The organism is Sphingomonas parapaucimobilis NBRC 15100 (assembly GCF_000787715.1).
GTDB classification, from domain to species: Bacteria; Pseudomonadota; Alphaproteobacteria; order Sphingomonadales; family Sphingomonadaceae; genus Sphingomonas; species Sphingomonas parapaucimobilis.
Window position 1 is genome coordinate 15,864 of the sequence record NZ_BBPI01000037.1, and the last position, 18,715, is coordinate 34,578.

18 protein-coding genes are annotated in these 18,715 nt (G+C 67.6%); 9 read left to right on the forward strand and 9 right to left on the reverse strand.

Annotation, left to right across the window (positions count from 1 at the left end; translation table 11 throughout):
• Positions 1-93: 93 nt before the first annotated feature.
• Positions 94-927, forward strand: a complete 834-nt coding sequence (locus tag SP5_RS07575) for a bifunctional transcriptional activator/DNA repair enzyme AdaA (RefSeq protein ID WP_052811455.1) — start codon at positions 94-96, stop codon at positions 925-927.
• A 14-nt stretch (positions 928-941) separates the two neighbouring features.
• Here SP5_RS07575 and SP5_RS07580 read toward each other — a convergent pair whose 3' ends face one another.
• Positions 942-2,459 (reverse strand): S1C family serine protease, encoded by a 1,518-nt coding sequence (locus SP5_RS07580; protein WP_157013634.1) that lies wholly within the window; start codon positions 2,457-2,459, stop codon positions 942-944.
• 108 nt (positions 2,460-2,567) lie between these two features.
• Between SP5_RS07580 and SP5_RS07585 the strand changes: the two genes are divergently transcribed.
• Complete coding sequence (locus tag SP5_RS07585) at positions 2,568-4,094, forward strand: TadA family conjugal transfer-associated ATPase (protein ID WP_042486414.1); 1,527 nt, start codon at positions 2,568-2,570, stop codon at positions 4,092-4,094.
• Between the two features lie 4 nt (positions 4,095-4,098).
• Here the strand turns inward: SP5_RS07585 and SP5_RS07590 are convergent, their stop codons facing one another.
• Together SP5_RS07590 and SP5_RS07595 are read right to left on the reverse strand one after the other, a co-directional pair.
• The gene (locus SP5_RS07590) at positions 4,099-4,515 is read right to left on the reverse strand and encodes a hypothetical protein (protein WP_042486417.1); all 417 of its coding nucleotides are present in this window, start codon (positions 4,513-4,515) and stop codon (positions 4,099-4,101) included.
• Complete coding sequence (locus SP5_RS07595) at positions 4,485-5,153, reverse strand: SatD family protein (protein ID WP_084220608.1); 669 nt, start codon at positions 5,151-5,153, stop codon at positions 4,485-4,487. Before SP5_RS07595 ends, SP5_RS07590 begins: the two co-directional genes overlap by 31 nt.
• A 202-nt stretch (positions 5,154-5,355) precedes the next feature.
• Here SP5_RS07595 and SP5_RS07600 point away from each other — a divergent pair, with 202 nt between their 5' ends.
• Positions 5,356-6,588, forward strand: a complete 1,233-nt coding sequence (locus SP5_RS07600) for an aspartyl protease family protein (protein WP_042486424.1) — start codon at positions 5,356-5,358, stop codon at positions 6,586-6,588.
• On the opposite strand, the gene SP5_RS07605 is transcribed toward SP5_RS07600, so the two are convergent.
• The 5 genes from SP5_RS07605 to SP5_RS07625 form a co-directional block, all read right to left on the reverse strand.
• Positions 6,582-6,833 carry a 3TM-type holin gene (locus SP5_RS07605; protein ID WP_042486427.1) on the reverse strand — a complete coding sequence of 84 codons (252 nt, stop codon included), beginning with the start codon at positions 6,831-6,833 and terminating at the stop codon, positions 6,582-6,584. The two genes, SP5_RS07600 and SP5_RS07605, sit on opposite strands and share 7 nt — an antisense overlap.
• Entirely contained in the window at positions 6,830-7,369 is a 540-nt protein-coding gene (locus SP5_RS07610) for a glycoside hydrolase family 108 protein (RefSeq protein WP_042486478.1), read from the reverse strand. Before SP5_RS07610 ends, SP5_RS07605 begins: the two co-directional genes overlap by 4 nt.
• Positions 7,370-7,586: 217 nt before the next feature.
• Complete coding sequence (locus SP5_RS07615; protein WP_083748223.1) at positions 7,587-8,486, reverse strand: ROK family protein; 900 nt, start codon at positions 8,484-8,486, stop codon at positions 7,587-7,589.
• Positions 8,487-8,562: 76 nt separating this feature from the next.
• Entirely contained in the window at positions 8,563-9,363 is an 801-nt protein-coding gene (locus SP5_RS07620; RefSeq protein WP_042486432.1) for an acid phosphatase, read from the reverse strand.
• A gap of 17 nt (positions 9,364-9,380) precedes the next feature.
• A complete protein-coding gene (locus tag SP5_RS07625) occupies positions 9,381-9,794 on the reverse strand; it encodes a MerC domain-containing protein (RefSeq protein WP_042486435.1) in 414 nt (137 codons plus the stop codon).
• 145 nt (positions 9,795-9,939) lie between these two features.
• Between SP5_RS07625 and SP5_RS07630 the strand changes: the two genes are divergently transcribed.
• Positions 9,940-13,035, forward strand: coding sequence for a glycoside hydrolase family 2 TIM barrel-domain containing protein (locus SP5_RS07630; protein ID WP_167334689.1), 3,096 nt, complete (start codon positions 9,940-9,942; stop codon positions 13,033-13,035).
• Positions 13,032-15,299 (forward strand): S9 family peptidase, encoded by a 2,268-nt coding sequence (locus SP5_RS07635; RefSeq protein ID WP_042486439.1) that lies wholly within the window; start codon positions 13,032-13,034, stop codon positions 15,297-15,299. The genes SP5_RS07630 and SP5_RS07635 overlap by 4 nt, the downstream gene beginning before the upstream one ends.
• A 139-nt stretch (positions 15,300-15,438) precedes the next feature.
• Here the strand turns inward: SP5_RS07635 and SP5_RS07640 are convergent, their stop codons facing one another.
• Positions 15,439-15,924 (reverse strand): SspB family protein, encoded by a 486-nt coding sequence (locus SP5_RS07640; RefSeq protein ID WP_042486441.1) that lies wholly within the window; start codon positions 15,922-15,924, stop codon positions 15,439-15,441.
• Between the two features lie 71 nt (positions 15,925-15,995).
• Between SP5_RS07640 and hisB the strand changes: the two genes are divergently transcribed.
• Genes hisB through hisF form a run of 4 tightly spaced genes read left to right on the forward strand, consistent with a single transcriptional unit; the run spans position 15,996 to position 18,674 of the window.
• A complete protein-coding gene (gene hisB, locus SP5_RS07645; protein WP_042486445.1) occupies positions 15,996-16,583 on the forward strand; it encodes an imidazoleglycerol-phosphate dehydratase HisB in 588 nt (195 codons plus the stop codon).
• A complete protein-coding gene (hisH, locus tag SP5_RS07650) occupies positions 16,580-17,185 on the forward strand; it encodes an imidazole glycerol phosphate synthase subunit HisH (protein WP_042486446.1) in 606 nt (201 codons plus the stop codon). The genes hisB and hisH overlap by 4 nt, the downstream gene beginning before the upstream one ends.
• Positions 17,182-17,916, forward strand: coding sequence for a 1-(5-phosphoribosyl)-5-[(5-phosphoribosylamino)methylideneamino]imidazole-4-carboxamide isomerase (hisA, locus tag SP5_RS07655; RefSeq protein ID WP_042486450.1), 735 nt, complete (start codon positions 17,182-17,184; stop codon positions 17,914-17,916). Before hisH ends, hisA begins: the two co-directional genes overlap by 4 nt.
• Complete coding sequence (gene hisF / locus SP5_RS07660) at positions 17,913-18,674, forward strand: imidazole glycerol phosphate synthase subunit HisF (RefSeq protein ID WP_042486453.1); 762 nt, start codon at positions 17,913-17,915, stop codon at positions 18,672-18,674. The genes hisA and hisF overlap by 4 nt, the downstream gene beginning before the upstream one ends.
• Positions 18,675-18,715 lie beyond the last annotated feature (41 nt).

Here is an 18,715-nt window from a genome sequence, read left to right on the forward strand (position 1 = left end):
CATGTTATGACAGGTTGGTGACGCAAGCGTGAGAGCTTTGGCCGCAAGCCGTGGGATGAAAGCCACAATGGATTTTGCCAGAACCACCCGGCCATGACCGACACCCCGCCCGAACCGCTCGACGAGGACGCCGCCTGGGCCGCGTTCGACGCGCGCGACCGCGCCGCCGATGGCCGTTTCGTCGTCGCGGTGAAGACCACCGGCATCTATTGCCGCCCGAGCTGCGCGGCCCGACGGCCCCGGCGCGAGCATGTCCGGTTCCTGGACACGCCGCAGGCGGCGCGCGCGGCGGGGTTCCGCGCCTGCATGCGCTGCCTGCCCGACGAAGTGACCCGCGACCGGCAGGCGGTGGCGGCGGCAATCTCCCTGATCGATGCGGCCGAGGCACCGCCCGCGCTCGATACGCTGGCCGCGCGGGTCGGCTATGCCCCGCATCATTTCCACCGGCTGTTCAAGCGCGCGACCGGCGTCACGCCCGCCGCCTATGCGCGGGCGCGGCGCACCGCCCGTGCGGCGCAGGCGCTCGCCGCCGAACCCAGCATTACCGCCGCGCTGTACGAAGCGGGCTATGCCGCACCCAGCCGCTTCTATGCGGACAGCGACCAGCGGCTCGGCATGGCGCCGGGGCAATGGCGACGCGGCGGCGAAGGGGTGAGCATCGTCTGGGCGGTCGTTCCGTCGCCGATGGGGCCGCTCCTGGTCGCGACGACCGACCGGGGAATTGCGCGGATCGCGTTCGAGGGCGACGGACAGGCGCTTGTTCGCTCCCTGCCCGCCGCGAGCATTCGCCCAGCGGACACAAATATGCATGATCGCATCACCCGGATCGTCGCCGCCACCGAAGCCCCCGACCCGTCACTCCCCGAACCCGCGCGACGGCTGTCCTTCATCGAGGCGGTGTCGCGGGCGCTGCTCGACGCCAGCTGACGATTCGGGGCCGGTCAGCGGCCCGAGCGGCAGCTATAGACCAGCTTTTCATTGGGCAGCGGGGGCAGCTGCTGGCGGATCTGGGCCTGTTCGCTCTCCAGATTCTGGAGCGCCTTGTCGGTCTTCACACAGGCGTTCGGCGTGCTGGGCTGATGCAGCTTGCGGATCGCCTCCATGGTGGTCGCGGGCAGCATGTAACGGGTCTGGGTATAGGTGCGCGTGACCGGATCGAAGCGCGCGACGGTCACGGTCGGCTCCTCCTCGGGCACGATGATCCGCTGCCAGCCGCCCTCGCCCTCCAGATACTGGACACGGCCATCGACGCAGCCATTGGCGCCCCAGTCCAGCCGCGCCTCGGCGGTCGAGGAGACGGTGATCCGGCTGCGATCGGCGATCAAGGTGCAGATCATCGGGCCGATCGCCGCGCCGGGCGCGCTTGGCCCCGTGGTCGTCGTCATCGTCTCGCGCGGCAACTGGATCTCGGCGGAGGGGCGCAGCAGGAAGACGACCACCGCCGCGACGATGGCGGTGCCGCCCGCCGAAACGGTCCAGATCGCCGCGCGCCGGGAACCTCGCGATTCCAGCAGCCCGGCCGCGCCGACCGCCAATGCGCCGCCGACCAGCAGCAGCGCCGCGACCGCCATGACATTCTCGCGCAGCCGCTCCGCCTGCCCCCGCGCGGCGTTCAGCGCTTCCTCGCGGCGCAGCGCGGCAGCATTGGCCGCCTCACGCTTGGCGGCCGCGGCATCGGCGACGGCCCGCGCATCCGCCGCGCTGTCCTCGCGCAATCGCTCCTCGATCGAGGTGCAGGGCACGCCGACCGAAGCGTAAGGCTGCTTCGCCTCGCGCAGGAACGCCATCAGCTCGGTGTCGGCGATCGCGAAGCCGAAGGTCGAATCACCGTCATCGGCCCGCGTCAGCGCCGAATTGACCCCGATCACCCGCCCGCACGGATCGAGCAGCGGCCCGCCCGAATTGCCCCGCGCGATGCTGGCGGTGTGGAGCAGCACCTCGATGCCGGTCAGCGCACGGCGGCCCGAGGCCACACCCTGCGACCGGACGGGCGAGAGCGGGCGGATATAGTCCGCCGCCGACTGCGCCGTCGCCAGGTCGACATTGCCGGGATAGCCGAGCGCGATGACCTGATCCCCCTCGGTCACCGGGCCGGTGAACAGAGCGACGGGCGGCAGCCTGGCCTCGCTCACCTCGATCAGCGCCAGGTCGCGGCGCGAATCATAGGCGATGACCCGGCCCTGATAGGACTTGCTGCCCTCCGACGGGACGACGCCGATCACGACATTGTCGGGATAGCGCTCGGCCAGTTCGACCACATGCGCGTTGGTGACGATCCGATTGGGCGCGACCGCTAAACCCGAGCCATGGCCGAATCCGGCCACCTGGTCGTCGACCATCGCGATGGTGACGACCCGCACCACCCCGCGCGCGGTCGCAGCGATGTCGTCCGCCCCGGCCAGCGCGGGCGACAGTCCGACCAGGGTCAGGAGGACGGCAAGGACGAACCGGCTCAGCATCGGACAGGGCCATATCCCGCCCATTCCACCGCCTGCAACCGGGATCGGTTAGGCATATGGTAAATCTTGCCATTTAGGGAATGGCCGGATGCCATGGGGAATGTCGGGATGAGTGCGTTCGGTCGCCGTCAGGGTTTGGGAAGCGCGGGCGGTGGGCGTCCGGCCTTTGGCGTGGCGCGCCCGATGCACGGCCCCGGCCCCGTCACGCGCCCGGAGTCCGATTCGCCTGGCCCCGGTGGCGGCGCGCAATTCCCGCCGCTGTCCGCACTGGAAGGCGCGATCGCCGCGCCCGGCACCGCCGCCGATGCGATGCAGCGGCTGGCCGAACGCCAGGCCGCCTCCATCGACCCGACCCCGGCGCGCGGCGAAGGGTTCGAGGCGTCGATCCACCGGATCAAGGAACAGGTCCTCCCCCGCCTGCTGGAGCGCGTCGACCCGGAGGCTGCCGCGACGCTGGGCAAGGACGAACTGGCCGAGGAATTCCGCCCGATCATCGGCGAGGTGCTGGCCGAGCTGAAGCTGACGCTCAACCGGCGCGAGCAGTTCGCGCTGGAAAAGGTGCTGGTCGACGAACTGCTGGGCCTGGGGCCGCTCGAGGAACTGCTGGCCGATGCCGACATCACCGACATCATGGTCAACGGCCCCGAGCAGACCTATGTCGAGCGCAAAGGCCGGCTGGAGCTGGCCAATATCCGTTTCCGCGACGAGGAGCATCTGTTCCAGGTCGCGCAGCGCATCGTCAATTCGGTCGGCCGCCGCGTCGACCAGACCACGCCGCTGGCCGATGCGCGCCTGAAGGACGGCAGCCGCGTCAACGTGATCGTCCCGCCGCTGTCTTTACGCGGCACCGCTATCTCGATCCGCAAATTCTCCGCCAAGCCGATCACGCTCGACATGATGGCGTCGGGCGGATCGATGAGCCAGGACATGGCGACGCTGCTGAAGATCGCGGGGGCGTCGCGGTTCAACATCATCATTTCGGGCGGCACCGGCTCGGGCAAGACGACGATGCTGAACGCCCTGTCCAAGATGATCGACCCGGGCGAGCGCGTGCTGACCATCGAGGACGCGGCCGAGCTTCGCCTGCAACAGCCGCACTGGCTGCCGCTGGAAACCCGTCCCGCCAATCTCGAAGGCCAGGGCGAGATCAGCATCCGCGACCTCGTGAAGAACGCGCTGCGCATGCGGCCCGACCGGATCATCCTGGGCGAAATTCGCGGCTCGGAATGTTTCGACCTGCTGGCCGCGATGAACACCGGCCATGACGGGTCGATGTGTACGCTCCACTCCAATTCCCCGCGCGAGGCGCTGGCCCGCATGGAGAATATGGTGATGATGTCCGACATCAAGGTGCCCAAGGAGGCGATCAGCCGCCAGATCGCCGACTCGGTCGACATGGTCGTCCAGGTCAAGCGCCTGCGCGACGGCAGTCGTCGCGTCACCAACATCACCGAGGTGATCGGCATGGAAGGCCCGGTGATCGTCACGCAGGAGCTGTTCGCCTTCGAATATCTGGACGAAGGCACCGACGGGAAGATCATCGGCGAATATCGCTCGTCGGGCCTGCGCCCCTATACGCTGGACAAGGCCAGGCAGTTCGGCTTCGACAAGGCGCTGCTGGAGGCGTGCCTGTAGGGGATCAGTCCTTCTCGGCCTCGATCCCCATATATTGTTCGGCATGTTTGCGCACATCGCCGCCGACCTTATGGTCATAGGCCAGCCAGGCGCCGGTGACGAGCATCGTCCAGAAGATGCTGAACAGCGAGCCGACGAGGAAATATTCGGCGAAGGCGCGCTCGTCCATGTCCTTGAACCGCGCGACCGTCTTGAGCGCGATGACCGCAGCCAGGATTTCCCAGCTGTGCGCGATGATGCCGACCGCCAGGATCAACCGTTCCAAGGCCCCGATCCAGCGGCCCGCGCTATGGACCGGCGTTGGCAGGTGCGCGATCGAGTCCTTCAAGCCCGTCAGGTTGAAGATGCCCCGGCAGAGTTCGTTGCCCAGCCAGACCAGCGCGACCAGCGCTATGCCGGTGTAAACGAATATGTGCAGCATGTGTCGCCCCCCGGCAGCTCATGGCGTTTGTCGAGTTCGATCAGCGCCTTTTGAACCGCATTCCATTGTGTCGTGTAGAGATCGTAATCACCAGCGTTACGCACCTTGTAGACATTGAAATTGCCGACATCGCGCGCTCGGGCCACGTCAGCCACGGAAGCCCCTCCCAATAGAGCGATGATGTCATCACGCTGAACTTTGGACCATTTGCGCTCTATCGCACTGATGCTGGCACCGATTGCTTCCAGCAGGGTTTCGAGAAGCGGATCCTGAGGAAGGGAAAATTGGTAGAGGCTTGCCGATCGCTTCTCGCCCAGCCGTTCACGCGCGGCAGCGAAACCCGGCCCCAACATGTTCCAGGCACGCTCGACGTTGAGCGGGGTCTTCAGGTCAACCAATCCGACAACGAACCGACATTCGATGCCCTGCCGCATCAGGTCGAACCGTATCTGCCGCGCTGCCCATGTGGCGGCCAACAGCGAGGTCACTAGCCCCTGAAACTCGTCGCCCAAGGTGATGGTCAGCGGCGACATTATGTCGGCGGCCAGATGCGCATTCTGTAGATCGATCGCTGCGTTAAACGCGACATGAAGCTGTTCGGGGTCAGCATGGCGTTCGCTATCGACCACATCGCCCATCAATACGGCATAGCAAGGCATAAGCGTTATAACTTTACTTGTTAAGAATCGCCCCCCAATAGGCGAATTACTATTATTGTCCCAAAAATGGGTAAATTTCAATATTGGCCTAAAAATGGGTCAATGCATCTCTCTAATTTTGGAGGTGGCATCGCCGCCACTCTCGCGCGCAGCCTCCCGTCGGGTTAGGCGTTGGGGCGTGATGCGTTCGCTGCTCTATTTCGCCCCCATTCCCCTGTTGCTGACCGCCGCCATGATGGCTCCCCGCGAGCCCAAGGCGGCACCGGCGCAGGAGGATGTCGTCGTCGCCGCAGCGCGCGATCCGGGGGTTTCGACCCTCTCATCCGATGCCGAGCAACGCTGGATTCCGTTCCAGCTGACGCCGGGCAACCAGATCCGCTTCACCATGACCATCGACGGGCAGCAGGTGAGCGCGATCCTCGACACCGGGGTCAGCTTCACGCTGCTTTCGCAAGGCTCGCCCATCGCCGCCAGGGCCAAGGTACGGCCCGGCGGGCAGGCCAGCGCGATCGGCGGGGCGGTGGCGATCGGGTGGATGCCGACGCGAAGCCTGTCGCTGGGCGGGCTGACCCGCAAGGGCGGCGGGGTGGTGGTGGCGCCGCTGCCCGCGCTGGCGACCGGGGATGCGACGCCCGTCGACCTGCTGGTCGGGCGCGACCTGCTCGCAGCCCATGCGCTGGACATCGATTATGCCGCCAAGCGGTTCCGCCTGATCCCATCGGGGCGCATGCCCTTTACCGGCGCGACCGCGCCGCTGACCGTGTCGACCGAGCGGCGCGTCTATGAAAGCATGGTCGGGCTGGGCACGGCGAAGTTGTCTCCAGTCATCGTCGATACCGGCGACGGCTCGGCGTTGACCGTCACCCAGGCGGGCTGGCGGGCGGCGAAGCTGACCGCGTTGCCGACCACCACCGCGATCGGCTTCGGACTGGCGGGGCCGACGGTCAACGACCTTGCGATCGTGCCGAGCGTGCGGCTCGGCAACCTGACCGCGCATGGAGTGGAGGTGCGGGTCGAACCGGCCCAGGGCTTCAGCGAGTCGGTCGGCGCGGCCGGGCGGATCGGATCGGGTTTCCTGCAACGCTATCGCGTGCTGCTCGACCCCGGCGCGGGCCGGATGATCCTGAAGCCCGGCCCCCAGGCCGACATGCCCGCCCAGCGATCGACCGCCGGGCTGTTGATGGGCGTGGCGGGCGACCGCCTGCGCGTGCTGCACGTCATGCGCGGCGGCCCGGCGGCGGCGAGCGGCTGGCGCGAGGGCGACACGATCTGCGCCATCGACGGACAGCCCATACCGCGCGACTATGTCGACAGCCCGATCGCCCGCTGGACGGTGGGCAAGCCGGGCACGGTGGTCGCCTTGCGCACCTGCGACGGGCAGGACCGGACGCTGACGCTCAAGCGCTTCTACTGACGCGACTTCCCCCATTCGCGCGCGACCGTATAGCCCAGATAGCCGGTGCCGAAGAGCGCGTAGAGCGGCTCGGGAATGGCGGCGAGATATTGCGCCATCCCGCGCACCATCGCCGCCGCCATGCCGGGCCGCACCCCCGCCAGCAGTCCCATCGGGATGCTCCAGAGCAGCAGCGCATACATGACGTAGAGAAAGGTCGGCCGCGCCCGGCGGGTCCAGGCATCGGTCGCATCTTCCCCGCTCATGACAGCCGGTCCGCGAGCCAGCCATAGAGGAACGCCTCATTGGCGGGCCGCCGCTCGGCCAGCGTCAGATAACGTTCGCCCTGCAGCGCCTCGACCGCCTTGAGCAGCACGACCTCGCCCGCCGCGCCCCGATGGCGCAGAAAGGCGTCGAGCGCGGCCAGCGTCGCCGCTCCGATCCGCCCGTCTGCCGCCAGATCGGGATAGTCGCGCGCCCCGCGGTTCAGCGCATTCAGCGCGCGTTGCAGGAAGGCGGTGGCGATGTTCGGCCCCATATTGACGCCGGTGTCGAACAGCTCCTCCGCCAGCCGGGGCGCATGGGCGGCCACCCGGTCGAAGCCGGGGGCGGTCCAGTAGAGGCGGCGGTAAATGGCCTCCGCCCGTGCCAGCGGCAGGCGGCGCATCGGCCCGGTATAGCCGTCGGCGCGCGCCACCGCCTCGGTAATGCCGAACCGAGTCGCGCCGCCGCGATCGGCGGGATGGTCGCTATAATCCCCCTCGCGCGCGATGACCTGCGCGATCAGTGCGTCGACACGCACTTCGTCCCCCTGCCCCATGATGCCTTCCCCTGTTGCGGGAAAGGAGGAACCATATCGGTTCACTGTAGGACAGCGGAATCTCATCCTCCCCGGCACGGGGAGGTGGCAGGGCGAAGCCCTGACGGAGGGGGGCTTCCACGCAGGTCGTACCTCGTAGCACGCCCCCCTCCACCATGCTGCGCATGGTCCCCCTCCCCGTGCCGGGGAGGATTTCAGGTCAATCCAGCACCGTGCGTGCCAGCGCCAGCGTACCCAGCGGCCCGGCCTGGTCGCCCAATTGCGCATGGACGATGCGGTTGGCGACCTCGGCCGTATTGATGAAGGGCAGATAGCCCGACAGCTTCTCGACCACACCCGCACGCACCATGTCGAGCAGCTGCGGCTGACCGACGCCCACGCCGCCGCCGATCACGATGCGCCCGCACGCCAGCGTCAGGAACAGCCCGGCAAAGCTCTCCGCCAGCGCATCCGCGACGAAGGTCCAGGCGGGATCGTCCGCCGCCAGTTCCTGTGCCGGGCGACCGACGCGCGCCGCGATGCCGGGGCCTGCGACCAGTCCCTCCAGGCAATCGCCATGGAAGGGACACGCCCCCGCAAAGTCGTCGCCCGCCATGCGGCGGACGCGGACATGGCCCGCCTCGGGGTGCATCCGGCCCGACACCGGCTGGCCGTTGACGATGATGCCCATGCCGACGCCGGTCCCGACCGTGACATAGACATGGTCGGACAGGCCGCGCGCCGCGCCCCACTGCCCCTCGGCCAGCGCCGCGCCGGTCACGTCGGTATGGATTGCGACCCGCTCGCCAAAGCCCTCGGCCAGCGCACCCGCCACGTCCGCGCCCGCCCAGCCGGGCTTGGGGGTGGCGAGCATATGGCCATAATCCGCATCGCTCTTGTCGAGCGCGATCGGGCCGAAGCTGCCGATGCCCAGCGCCTCGGGCTTATACTGCTCGTGCCATTCGGCCAGGCGCTGGCGCAGCGCGGCCAGGGTGACGGCGGGGGTGGTCGTCGGCAGGCGTTCCGACACCAGGATGTCGCGCCCGCGCCCGATCAGCACAATCGATTTCGTACCGCCCAGTTCGACCCCTGCGACGATCCGGTCCTGTGCCTCGGTCATTCCATTCTCCCGCCAGTCGCTTTGCTTAAACGCAGCGCGCCTGCGCGAAACGGCGCGTCGCGGTCAAGGGGCGGGATTAGAAAATCGGCTGGGCGACCAATGCGGCTTCACGCTGGCAAAGGGCGGGATCGGGGCGCGGCGTGGCCGGGTTGCGGCGCAGCGCATCCACTTCGGCCCGTGCGGCGGCCAGGTCGTGCTGGAAGGCCGGGTTCTGCGATACGGCGGTCAGCGTCACCGTCGCCGACAGCCGCCCCGCCTCGACCGCGCTGGCATTGTGGACTCCGCAGACGATCCGGCTTTCGCCAAAGGCCCGCCCCCGCGCCAGGATCGGCGCGGCGCGGTCGGGCGCGATCTCGGCCAGCAGCATCGCCCAGGTCCAGCCCGCGGTGGTGTGGCCCGAGGGATAGTCATAGCTGCCCTTCAACTCGCTGGCCGGTTGGCAGGTCGGGCCGCGATCGATCAGATAGGGGCGCTGCCGCTTGTAATAGCGCTTGGCGATGCCTGATCCGCGCGCGGTGTCCGACCCTGCGCCGTCGATCAGCCGCATCGTCGCGGGCGCGTTCTGCGGGGTCAGCGCGATCCCCAGCGCGCAGGAGAAATCGCGCGCCATATCGGCCTCGCCCAGCTTTACGTCATTGGTCGCCATCGCCCAGCGGGGCGAGCCGACGAACCGGCGGGTCTGGCGAAAGATCGCCCGGTCGGCCTTCCCGCGCGCATCGTCCGGCCTGGGCGCGGGCGGCAGGACGGCGAGCAAATCGAAGCCGGTGGCGGGCAGATAATGGGACGGCTCGTCGCCTTCCCGCGGCTGGGCCATGACGGCAGTACAGGCGACCCCGATCAGCGCAGCCGCAACGGTGCGGGCAACGGCTTTCGACATGGGCAACACGTCCTTTTTTACAGGGTCATCAGTCGATGCAGATTGGTGGCGCGCAGATTGGCGACATGCGCGACGGCCAGCACCAGCCCGCCCGCGACGGTCAGCGCGGTTCCCGCACCCTGCCCCTCGAACACGAGCCCGAGCATCAGCAGGATCAGGCCGACCGCCCCCGCGATCACCGGGAAGACGACCCGGTGCCGCCGCCATCCGCCGAACAGCGTCAGCCCGCTCAGCGGCACGGCCAGCGCCAGCATGACGATATGGAATGCCTCCCCCAGATCGGCCCATTCGGCGATGGCGGGCAGAAAGGCGATCAGCACCGGCAGGACCAGGCAATGGATCAGGCGTAGCGTCGAGGCCGAGATAGCCAGCGCATCCATATGCTGAAATCCGCCATGATGGCTGCGGGACAGGGAAGCGTCGTCGACCATAAGCGCCTATTGATACATTATATCATAATTGGCAAGACGCGATTGCCGGACTTTGCATTCGTATTCCGTATAATATAGCGTTGGCCGCCATATGGATCGGGAGGACAGGATGAAGACAGGCACCAGGCTTTGGCTGAGCGCGAGCATGTCAGTCCTGATGGCTGGCACCGCCGCCGCCCAGACGGCCCCTGACCAACCCGCCGCCGCCCGGCCCGACTGGGAGAACCCCGCCGTCAACCATATCGGCAATGAGCCGATGCACACGACCTTCGCCGGGTTCGAGTCGCGCGCCGCCGCGCTGGCCGATGACGTGGCGAAGTCGCGCTATCACCTGTCGCTCGACGGGATGTGGCGGGTCCACATGTCCCCCAATCCCGAGGCGCGGCCGGTCGGCTTCGAGGACCCGGCGCGCGACGTGTCGAGCTGGCGCGAGGTGGCGGTGCCCGGCATCCTCCAGGCGCAGGGGTTGAGCCGCCCGGTCTTCGTCGGCAGCGGCTATCCCTTTCCCCGCAACGAACCCTTTATCGAGCATCGGCTGAACGAGGTCGCCTCCTATCGCCGCGACTTCATGGTCCCGGCGCATTTCGCCGGGCGCCGCCTGCTGCTGAACGTCGGGGCGGCGGGCGCGGCCTATTATCTGTGGGTCAACGGCCAGAAGATCGGCTATTCCGAGGACTCCAAGCTCCCCACCGAATTCGACATCAGCCGCGCCGCCCGGCCGGGCAGGAACACGATCGCGATCGAACTCTATCGCCATGCCGACGGCAGCTATCTGGAGGATCAGGACTTCTGGCGGGTCAACGGGATCGAACGGTCGATCACCCTCTACGCCGCGCCGCAGACGCATATCCGCGACCTGACCATCGATGCCGGGCTGACCCGTGACTATCGCGACGGCACGCTGTCGGCGCAGGTCGATCTGGCGGGGGCGGCGCAGGCGACGGCCGTGCGCGCGACCCTGCTCGACGGCAAGCGCACCGTCCTGACCCGCACCGCGACGCCGACCGGCACCGTCGCGACGATCACCGCCGAGGTTCCGGCCGTGAAGAGGTGGAGCGCCGAGGACCCCAACCTCTACACGCTGCTGGTCGAACTGCTCGATGCCAAGGGCACGCTCATCGAGGCGACCAGCCGCCGCATCGGCTTCCGCACCGTCGAGGTGGCGGGCGGCGAGGTCCGGGTGAACGGCAAGCGGATCATGATCCGCGGCGTCAACCGCCACGAGCATGATCCCCACAGCTTCCGCATCGTGTCCGAGGCGACGATGCGCAAGGACATCGAACTGATGAAGGCCGCCAACATCAACGCGGTCCGCACCTCGCACTATCCCAACGACCCGCGCTGGTACGATCTGGCCGACGAATATGGCCTGTACGTGATGGACGAGGCCAATATCGAGAGCCACGGCTATCTCAGCCTCACCCAGGAAAAGGGCGACCCCACGCTGAACCTGGGCCACAAGCCCGAATGGGCCGCCGCGCATCTCGACCGGGTGCAGCGCATGGTCGAGCGCGACCGCAACCACCCCTCGGTCATCTTCTGGTCGCTGGGCAATGAAAGCGGCGTCGGCCCGAATTTCGAGGCGGCGGCGAAATGGGTGCGCGCGCACGACAAGACGCGGCTGATCAACTTCCTCGGCTATAGCATGAGCGGCTGGCGGCACCCGACCAACGATTATGTCGACATCTTCGCCCCCATGTATGACGATGTGGAGAAGCTGGCCGATTACGCCACGCGCCCCGAATTCACCCAGCCGCTGATCCTGTGCGAATATGCCCATTCCATGGGCAACAGCCTGGGCGACTTCCAGGGCTATTGGGACACCTTCCGCAAATATCCCAAGCTGCAGGGCGGCTTCGTCTGGGACTGGGTCGACCAGACGATGATCCTGAAGGACAAGCAGGGCCGCCCCTATTGGGGACAGGGCCTGGATTACGATCCCGACCCCAAGGATGCCGGGCTGCACGGCGACGACAGCCCGGTCGGCGACGGCGTGATCCAGTCGGATCGTACCCCCGACCCCGAATATTATGAGATGGCGCATGTCCAGTCGCCGATCACCTTCACCCATGCGGGCGGCGGCTGGCAGGTGGTCAACCGCCACGATCATATCGACCTGTCGCGCTTCACGCTCGACTGGACCGTGCTGGAGAATGGCGTCGAGACGGCGCGCGGCAGCATCGCCACCCCGGCGGTGGCACCGGGGCAGAGCGCGCCGCTGTCCTTCACCCTGCCCGCCGCCAAGGACCCCAATGCCGAGCGCTCGCTGATCCTTCGCGCGCGGACCAAAGCAGGCGCGATCCCGCCGCTGCCCGCCGGTCAGGTGATCGGCTGGGACCAGTTCGCGCTGACCGCGCCCGTCTTCGCCGCCGTCCCCGCCGGGTCGGTCGCACCGGAGGAAAGCGCCGACGCGATGACGCTGAAGGCCGGGAACGCGGTGCTGGAGATCGACCGGACGACCGGCCTCGTCCGCCGCTATGCGCGGGACGGCAAGACGCTGCTGACCGGCGGCGCGCCCAATTTCTATCGTTCGCCGACCGACAATGACGTCGGCGCGGGCGTGCCCAAGAGCCATGCCATGTGGCAATATTTCTCCGACCATCGCCGCCTCGACGCCATTCGGCAGGAGGGCAATGCCATCATCGTCGATCACGACATGGGCGTCGGATCGGTGAAGATGCAGACCCGCTGGACCATGGCGCCCGACGGCGCGGCGACCGCGACGGTGCGTTTCACTCCGCTGCGCATGACGCTGCCCGATCCGATGCGGGTCGGTCTCGCCTTCGCGACGCCGGGGCAGCAATTCACCCAAGTCAGCTGGTTCGGGCGCGGCCCGTGGGAAAGCTATGCCGACCGCAAGACGGGCGCGATGATCGCGCGCTGGGACGGCAAGCTGGCGGATCAGTATCACGACTATGCCCGCCCGCAGGAAAGCGGCAACAAGACCGATGTGCGCTGGATCCAGCTGACCGGCGCGGGCGTCGGGCTTCGGGTGACGGGGGCACAGCCTCTGTCGGTCAACGCCCTGCCCTTCCCGTACGGCGACCTCGCGATGAAGCCGCCCGCACAGGCGCACAGCTCGGATATCCGCCCGCATGGCGACGGTACGCTGTTGATCGATGCCGCCCAGGTCGGGGTCGGCGGCGATACCGGCTGGAACCTCGATGGCCGCGCGCATATGCCTTACCGCATCGCGCTCCAGCCGCTGACCTATAGCTTCACCATCGGAGCCGCGCGTTGAAGCGTCTTGTCTCGCTTGCCCTGCTGCTGACCACCACGCCGCTCGCGGCGCAGACCGTGCCCGACCGGATCGCCAAGTCGCTGGCGCTTCGGGACCAGTGGCAATGGCTGACCCGCGACATCGCCTCGCCCGCCGAGTGGGACGCGGACGGGCGGCATTTCCATTATCGCAAAACGGTGGCGGGCGGCTTCGCATTTGTCGATGTGGACGCCGCTACCCGTGCCAAGGCCCCCGCCTTCGACGCCGCCGCGCTCGCACCGGCGCTGACGAAGGTCATGGGCAAGCCGATCGAGCCGCTCCGCCTGCCCTTCGAGCATTTCAGCTACACGCCCGACCGTTCGGCGATCCGCTTCACTATCGGTTACGAGGACGGCATCACCTATGCCTGCGTCCTCGCGCGACCGGCCTGCTCCGTGGTCCCGCCCGAGAATCCCGGCCGCCCGCGCGGCTTCGGGGTGGTGCGCGACCTGCGGGTGCCAGCCGACAACCACCCGCGTCTGTCCCCCGACGGCAGGCTGGAGGCGCTGGTCCTCGACGACAATCTGGTCGTGCGGGCGGCGAATGGCGGCAAGGAAATCTGGCGTTCGCAGGACGGCAGCCCCGCCAATTTCTACGACCCCGAAACCATCGCCTGGAGCCCCGACGGCCAGCATATCGCGCTCCAGCGCGTCCGCCCCGGCTATGCCCGCATGGTCACCCGCGTCCTCGCCGCACCGCCGGGCAAGGTCCAGCCGCAAGTCGTCCAGCAACTCTATCCCAAGCCCGGCGATGCGGTGGACCAGGAAGCACCCGTGCTGTTCCGCGTTTCGGACGGTAAGCGCACCGAGATCGACCCCAGCCTGTTCGCGAATGCCTATACCCTGTCCGCCCCCGAATGGCGCGCCGACAGCAAGAGCTTCGCCTTCGACGACCTGAAGCGCGGCTTCGGCGAGGCGAAGATCATCGCGGTCGATGCCGATACCGGCCGGGCGCACGCCGCCGTCACCGAGACGGCCAAGACCTTCGTCTTTCGCGACCGTATCTGGTCGCATGACGTGAAGGGGCTGGGCCGCGAAATCCTCTGGGCGTCGGAGCGCGACGGCTGGCGGCATCTCTATCTGATCGACGGTGCGACCGGCCGGGTGGTTCGCCAGATTACAAAAGGCAACTGGCTGGTCCGCGACATTGCCAAGGTCGATGACGAGAAGCGGCAGATCTGGTTCTCGGCCAACGGCTTCGTGCCGGGCGAAGATCCCTATTACAAACAGTGGTTCCGGGTCGACTTCGACGGCCGCAACCTGACCCGGCTGACGCAGGAGAATGCGACTCACGAGGTCCGCTTCGCCCCCGACATGACGACCTATGTCGACGTCTATTCGCGTACCGACCTGCCCGAGGCGATGGAGTTGCACGATGCGCGCGACGGCCGCCTGATCCAGACGCTGGAAAAGGGCGACATCACCGCGCTGACCGCCGCCGGATTCCGCTCGCCCGAACGCTTCACCGCCAAGGGCCGCGACGGCAAGACCGATATCTACGGCCTGGTCGTCCGTCCGCGCGATTACGATCCCGCCAAGCGCTATCCGGTCATCGAGAATATCTATGCTGGGCCGCATGACAGTTTCGTGCCCAAGGCCTTCTGGCCGTTCGGTGGTTTCTCCGGCGGCGACAAGGTCATGGGGATGCAGCAGCTCGCCGATCTCGGTTTCGTCGTCGTGATGATCGACGGCATGGGCACAGCCAACCGCTCCAAGGCGTTCCACGATGTCGCCTGGAAAAATCTGGCGGACAGCGGCTTTCCCGACCGAATCGCCTGGATGAAGGCGCTGGCCGCCAAAGACCCCGGCGTCGATCTCTCCCGCGTCGGCATCTATGGCGGATCGGCGGGCGGGCAGAGCACGCTCAATGCGCTGCTCTTTCATCCCGACTTCTACAAGGCCGGGGTCGCCTATGCCGGGTGTTTCGACAACCGGATGGACAAGATCGACTGGAACGAACAGTGGCTCGGCTATCCGGTCGACCGGAGCTATCTCGACGCCTCCGGCGTGGTCCATGCGAATCAGCTACGGGGCAAGCTGATGCTGGTCGTCGGCGAACAGGATTCCAACGTCGATCCCGCCAGCACGACCCAGGTCGTCGATGCGCTCATCAAGGCGGACAAGGATTTCGACCTGCTGGTCATCCCCGGCGGCGAGCATACGGCGGGGCGCAGCACCGGGCCGGTCGCCTATGCCATGCGCCGGCAATATGCCTTCTTCCTGAAGGCCCTGCGCGGGGAGGAATGATCCTCCCCGGCACGGGGGGGGGACCGCCGCGAAGCGGTGGTGGAGGGGGCGTGCCGCAAGGAATGCCCTACGTGGAAGCCCCCCTCCGTCAGGGCTTCGCCCTGCCACCTCCCCTTGCAGGGGAGGAATTAAGCGCCCCTTACTTCTTCCGCTTGAAATCCACCGCGACGACGTTGCTGCCGTCCTCGACCGGCTTGGCGACGGGTTCGTCATTCTCGGCCGAGCCATGCGGATCGGGATCGCTCTGGGGATCGTCGGCGACATGGAAGCCCAGCTCGAACTGGACCTCCGGGTCTTGGAAGCGGGTGATCGCCGAATAGGGAATCACCAGCTTCGACGGCACCTGATTGAAGCTGAGGCCGACCGAGAAGCGATTCTCGTCCACCGTCAGGTCCCAGAAGCGATTCTGCAGGACGATGGTCATCTCGTCGGGGAATCGCTCGACCAGCCGCTGCGGGATGTCGACACCCGGCGCCTGCGTCTTGAAGGTGATGTAGAAATGGTGCGTGCCGGGCAGGTGCCCCGTCTCCGCCACCGGGCCGAGCACACGCCCCACCACGGCGCGCAGGGCCTCCTGCACGATGTCGTCATAGGGGATGAGGCTGTCGGGCAATCCTTCGGTCATGCGCCATGGACTAGCGGCCTTTGATCGCGGGTCAAGATTGCATGGGACGGATAGGTGTTTATGGGGAGGCCATGCGCACCGCCACCGTCCACCGCGCCACCGCGGAAACCGTCATCGACGTCGCCGTCAATCTCGACGGCACCGGCGTCTATCAGAACGCCACCGGCATCGGGTTTCTCGACCATATGCTCGACCAGCTGTCGCGGCATTCGCTGATCGACCTGTCCGTGAAGGTCGAGGGCGACCTGCATATCGACGGCCATCACACGACCGAGGACAGCGCGCTGGCGATCGGACAGGCCTTTGCCAAGGCGCTGGGCGACAAGCGCGGCATCCGTCGTTACGGCGAGGCGCTGTCGCCGATGGACGAGGTGCTGACCCGCACCGCGCTCGACATTTCGGGCCGCCCCTGGCTGGTGTGGAAGGTGCCGTTCACCAATCCGATGCTGGGCACGCTCCAGACCGAGATGATCGAACACTGGTTCCACAGCTTCGCGCAGGAGGCGGGCATCACGCTGCACGTCGAACTGCTGCACGGCCACAACAACCATCACATCGCCGAGAGCATCTTCAAGGGGCTCGCCCGGAGCTTACGCATGGCGGTCGAGATCGACCCGCGCAAGGCCGACGCCATCCCCTCGACCAAGGGCATGTTGTGACGCTGGCGCTGGTCGATATCGAATCGGGCAATCTCCATTCGGTCGACAATGCCCTGCGCGCGGCGGGGGCGAGCGATGTGGTCATCACCGCCGACCCGGACGTGATCGCCAAGGCCGACCGGATCGTCCTGCCGGGCGTCGGCGCTTTCGGGGCCTGCGCGGCGAATTTGCGGAGCATCGACGGGCTGGAGGAGGCGCTCCGCGACGCCGCCCTCACCCGTGCGCGGCCGTTCCTGGGCATCTGCGTGGGCATGCAGCTGCTCGCCGATACGGGCGAGGAGATGGGCGAGCATCGCGGGCTGGGCTGGATTCGCGGTCGCGTGACGCGACTCGCCCCCGCCGATCCGTCGGCCAAGGTGCCGCATATGGGCTGGAACGATGTCCGCCCGACGCGCGAGCACCCGCTGATCGTGCCGGGCGAGGCCTATTTCCTGCACAGCTATGCCTTTACCGGCGAGCATGTGCTGGCAACGACCGACCATGACGGCCCGGTCGCCGCCGCGATCGGCCGCGACACCGTGGTCGGCGCGCAATTCCACCCCGAGAAGAGCCAGCGTTATGGCCTCTCCTTCCTCACCCGTTTCCTGGAGTGGCATCCGTGAGCTTGATCGTCTTTCCCGCCATCGACCTGAAGGGTGGCCAGGTCGTCCGCCTGGCCGAGGGCGATATGGACCGCGCCACCGTGTACGGCGACAATCCCACCCATCAGGCGATGCTCTTCGCCGAGGCGGGCGCGCAACACCTGCATGTCGTCGATCTCGACGGCGCCTTTGCGGGCGAGTCGGTCAATGGCGATGCGGTGCAGGCCATCGTCAAAGCCTTTCCAGGCCATGTCCAGCTGGGCGGCGGCATCCGTAAAGCAGAGAATGTCGAGCGCTGGTTCGACCTGGGCGTGTCGCGCGTGGTGATCGGCACGGCCGCGCTGGAGAATCCCGACTTCGTGCGCGACATGGCGAAAGCCTATCCCGGCGGCATCGTCGTCGCGGTCGATGCCAAGGACGGCATGGTCGCGACGCGCGGCTGGGCCGATGTGTCGACCGTCTCGGTCGAGGATCTGGCGCGCCGGTTCGAGGATGCGGGTGTCGCCGCGCTGCTCTTTACCGATGTGGGCCGCGACGGGATGCTCAAGGGCTGCAACGTGCCTGCTACCGTCGATCTGGCGCGCGCGGTGCGCATCCCGGTCATCGCCAGCGGCGGTGTGGCGGGGATCGGCGACATCCATATGCTGGCGGTCCATCACCAGGACGGCGTGGAGGGCGTCATCACCGGGCGGGCGCTCTATGACGGGCGGCTCGATCTGGCGGCGGCGCTGTCGGTGGCGGCCGCCGCATGACCGTCCGCGCGCGCGTCATCCCCTGTCTCGACGTCGCCAATGGGCGCGTGGTCAAGGGCGTCAACTTCGTCGACCTGATCGATGCGGGCGATCCCGTCGAGCAGGCGCGCGCCTATGACGCCGCCGGAGCGGACGAGCTCTGCTTCCTCGACATCACCGCCAGCCATGAGGCGCGCGGCACGATCCTGGACGTGGTGCGGCGGACGGCGGCGGTGTGCTTCATGCCGCTGACCGTGGGTGGCGGTGTGCGGACGGCGGAGGACGCGCGCGCGCTCCTGCTGGCGGGGGCGGACAAGGTGGCGGTCAACTCCGCCGCCGTCAGCCGCCCGGAAGTCGTCTCCGACATCGCCGAGCGATTCGGCAGCCAGTGCTGCGTCGCCAGCGTGGACGCGCGGCGCACTAGCGATGGCTGGGAAGTCTTCACCCATGGCGGGCGGCGCGCGACCGGGATCGATGCGGTCGAGCACGCGCTGCGGCTCGCGGAGCTGGGTGCCGGCGAGCTGCTCGTCACCTCGATGGATCGGGACGGCACGCGGGGCGGTTACGACCTCGAGCTGATCCGCACCATCGCCGACCGGACCAGCGTGCCGGTGGTGGCGTCGGGCGGCGTCGGCGGGCTGGACGATCTGGTCGCGGGGGTGCGCGACGGCCATGCCTCGGCGGTGCTGGCGGCGTCGATCTTCCATTTCGGCGATGCGTCAATCGCGGATGCGCACCGCGCGCTCGCGGCGGCGGGGGTGCCGGTTCGGGCGCATTGATTTTCACGCGAAGACGCGAGGACGCGAAGGCTTTTGGGTTC

Bases quoted from the DNA above. Each gene is read 5' to 3' on its own strand.
- SP5_RS07575 (WP_052811455.1), top strand. From the start codon at position 94: ATGACCGACACCCCGCCCGAACCGCTCGACGAGGACGCCGCCTGGGCC.
- SP5_RS07580 (WP_157013634.1), bottom strand. From the start codon at position 2,459: ATGCTGAGCCGGTTCGTCCTTGCCGTCCTCCTGACCCTGGTCGGACTG.
- SP5_RS07585 (WP_042486414.1), top strand. From the start codon at position 2,568: ATGAGTGCGTTCGGTCGCCGTCAGGGTTTGGGAAGCGCGGGCGGTGGG.
- SP5_RS07590 (WP_042486417.1), bottom strand. From the start codon at position 4,515: ATGCTGCACATATTCGTTTACACCGGCATAGCGCTGGTCGCGCTGGTC.
- SP5_RS07595 (WP_084220608.1), bottom strand. From the start codon at position 5,153: ATGGGCGATGTGGTCGATAGCGAACGCCATGCTGACCCCGAACAGCTT.
- SP5_RS07600 (WP_042486424.1), top strand. From the start codon at position 5,356: ATGCGTTCGCTGCTCTATTTCGCCCCCATTCCCCTGTTGCTGACCGCC.
- SP5_RS07605 (WP_042486427.1), bottom strand. From the start codon at position 6,833: ATGAGCGGGGAAGATGCGACCGATGCCTGGACCCGCCGGGCGCGGCCG.
- SP5_RS07615 (WP_083748223.1), bottom strand. From the start codon at position 8,486: ATGACCGAGGCACAGGACCGGATCGTCGCAGGGGTCGAACTGGGCGGT.
- SP5_RS07620 (WP_042486432.1), bottom strand. From the start codon at position 9,363: ATGTCGAAAGCCGTTGCCCGCACCGTTGCGGCTGCGCTGATCGGGGTC.
- SP5_RS07625 (WP_042486435.1), bottom strand. From the start codon at position 9,794: ATGGTCGACGACGCTTCCCTGTCCCGCAGCCATCATGGCGGATTTCAG.
- SP5_RS07630 (WP_167334689.1), top strand. From the start codon at position 9,940: ATGTCAGTCCTGATGGCTGGCACCGCCGCCGCCCAGACGGCCCCTGAC.
- SP5_RS07640 (WP_042486441.1), bottom strand. From the start codon at position 15,924: ATGACCGAAGGATTGCCCGACAGCCTCATCCCCTATGACGACATCGTG.
- hisB (WP_042486445.1), top strand. From the start codon at position 15,996: ATGCGCACCGCCACCGTCCACCGCGCCACCGCGGAAACCGTCATCGAC.
- hisF (WP_042486453.1), top strand. From the start codon at position 17,913: ATGACCGTCCGCGCGCGCGTCATCCCCTGTCTCGACGTCGCCAATGGG.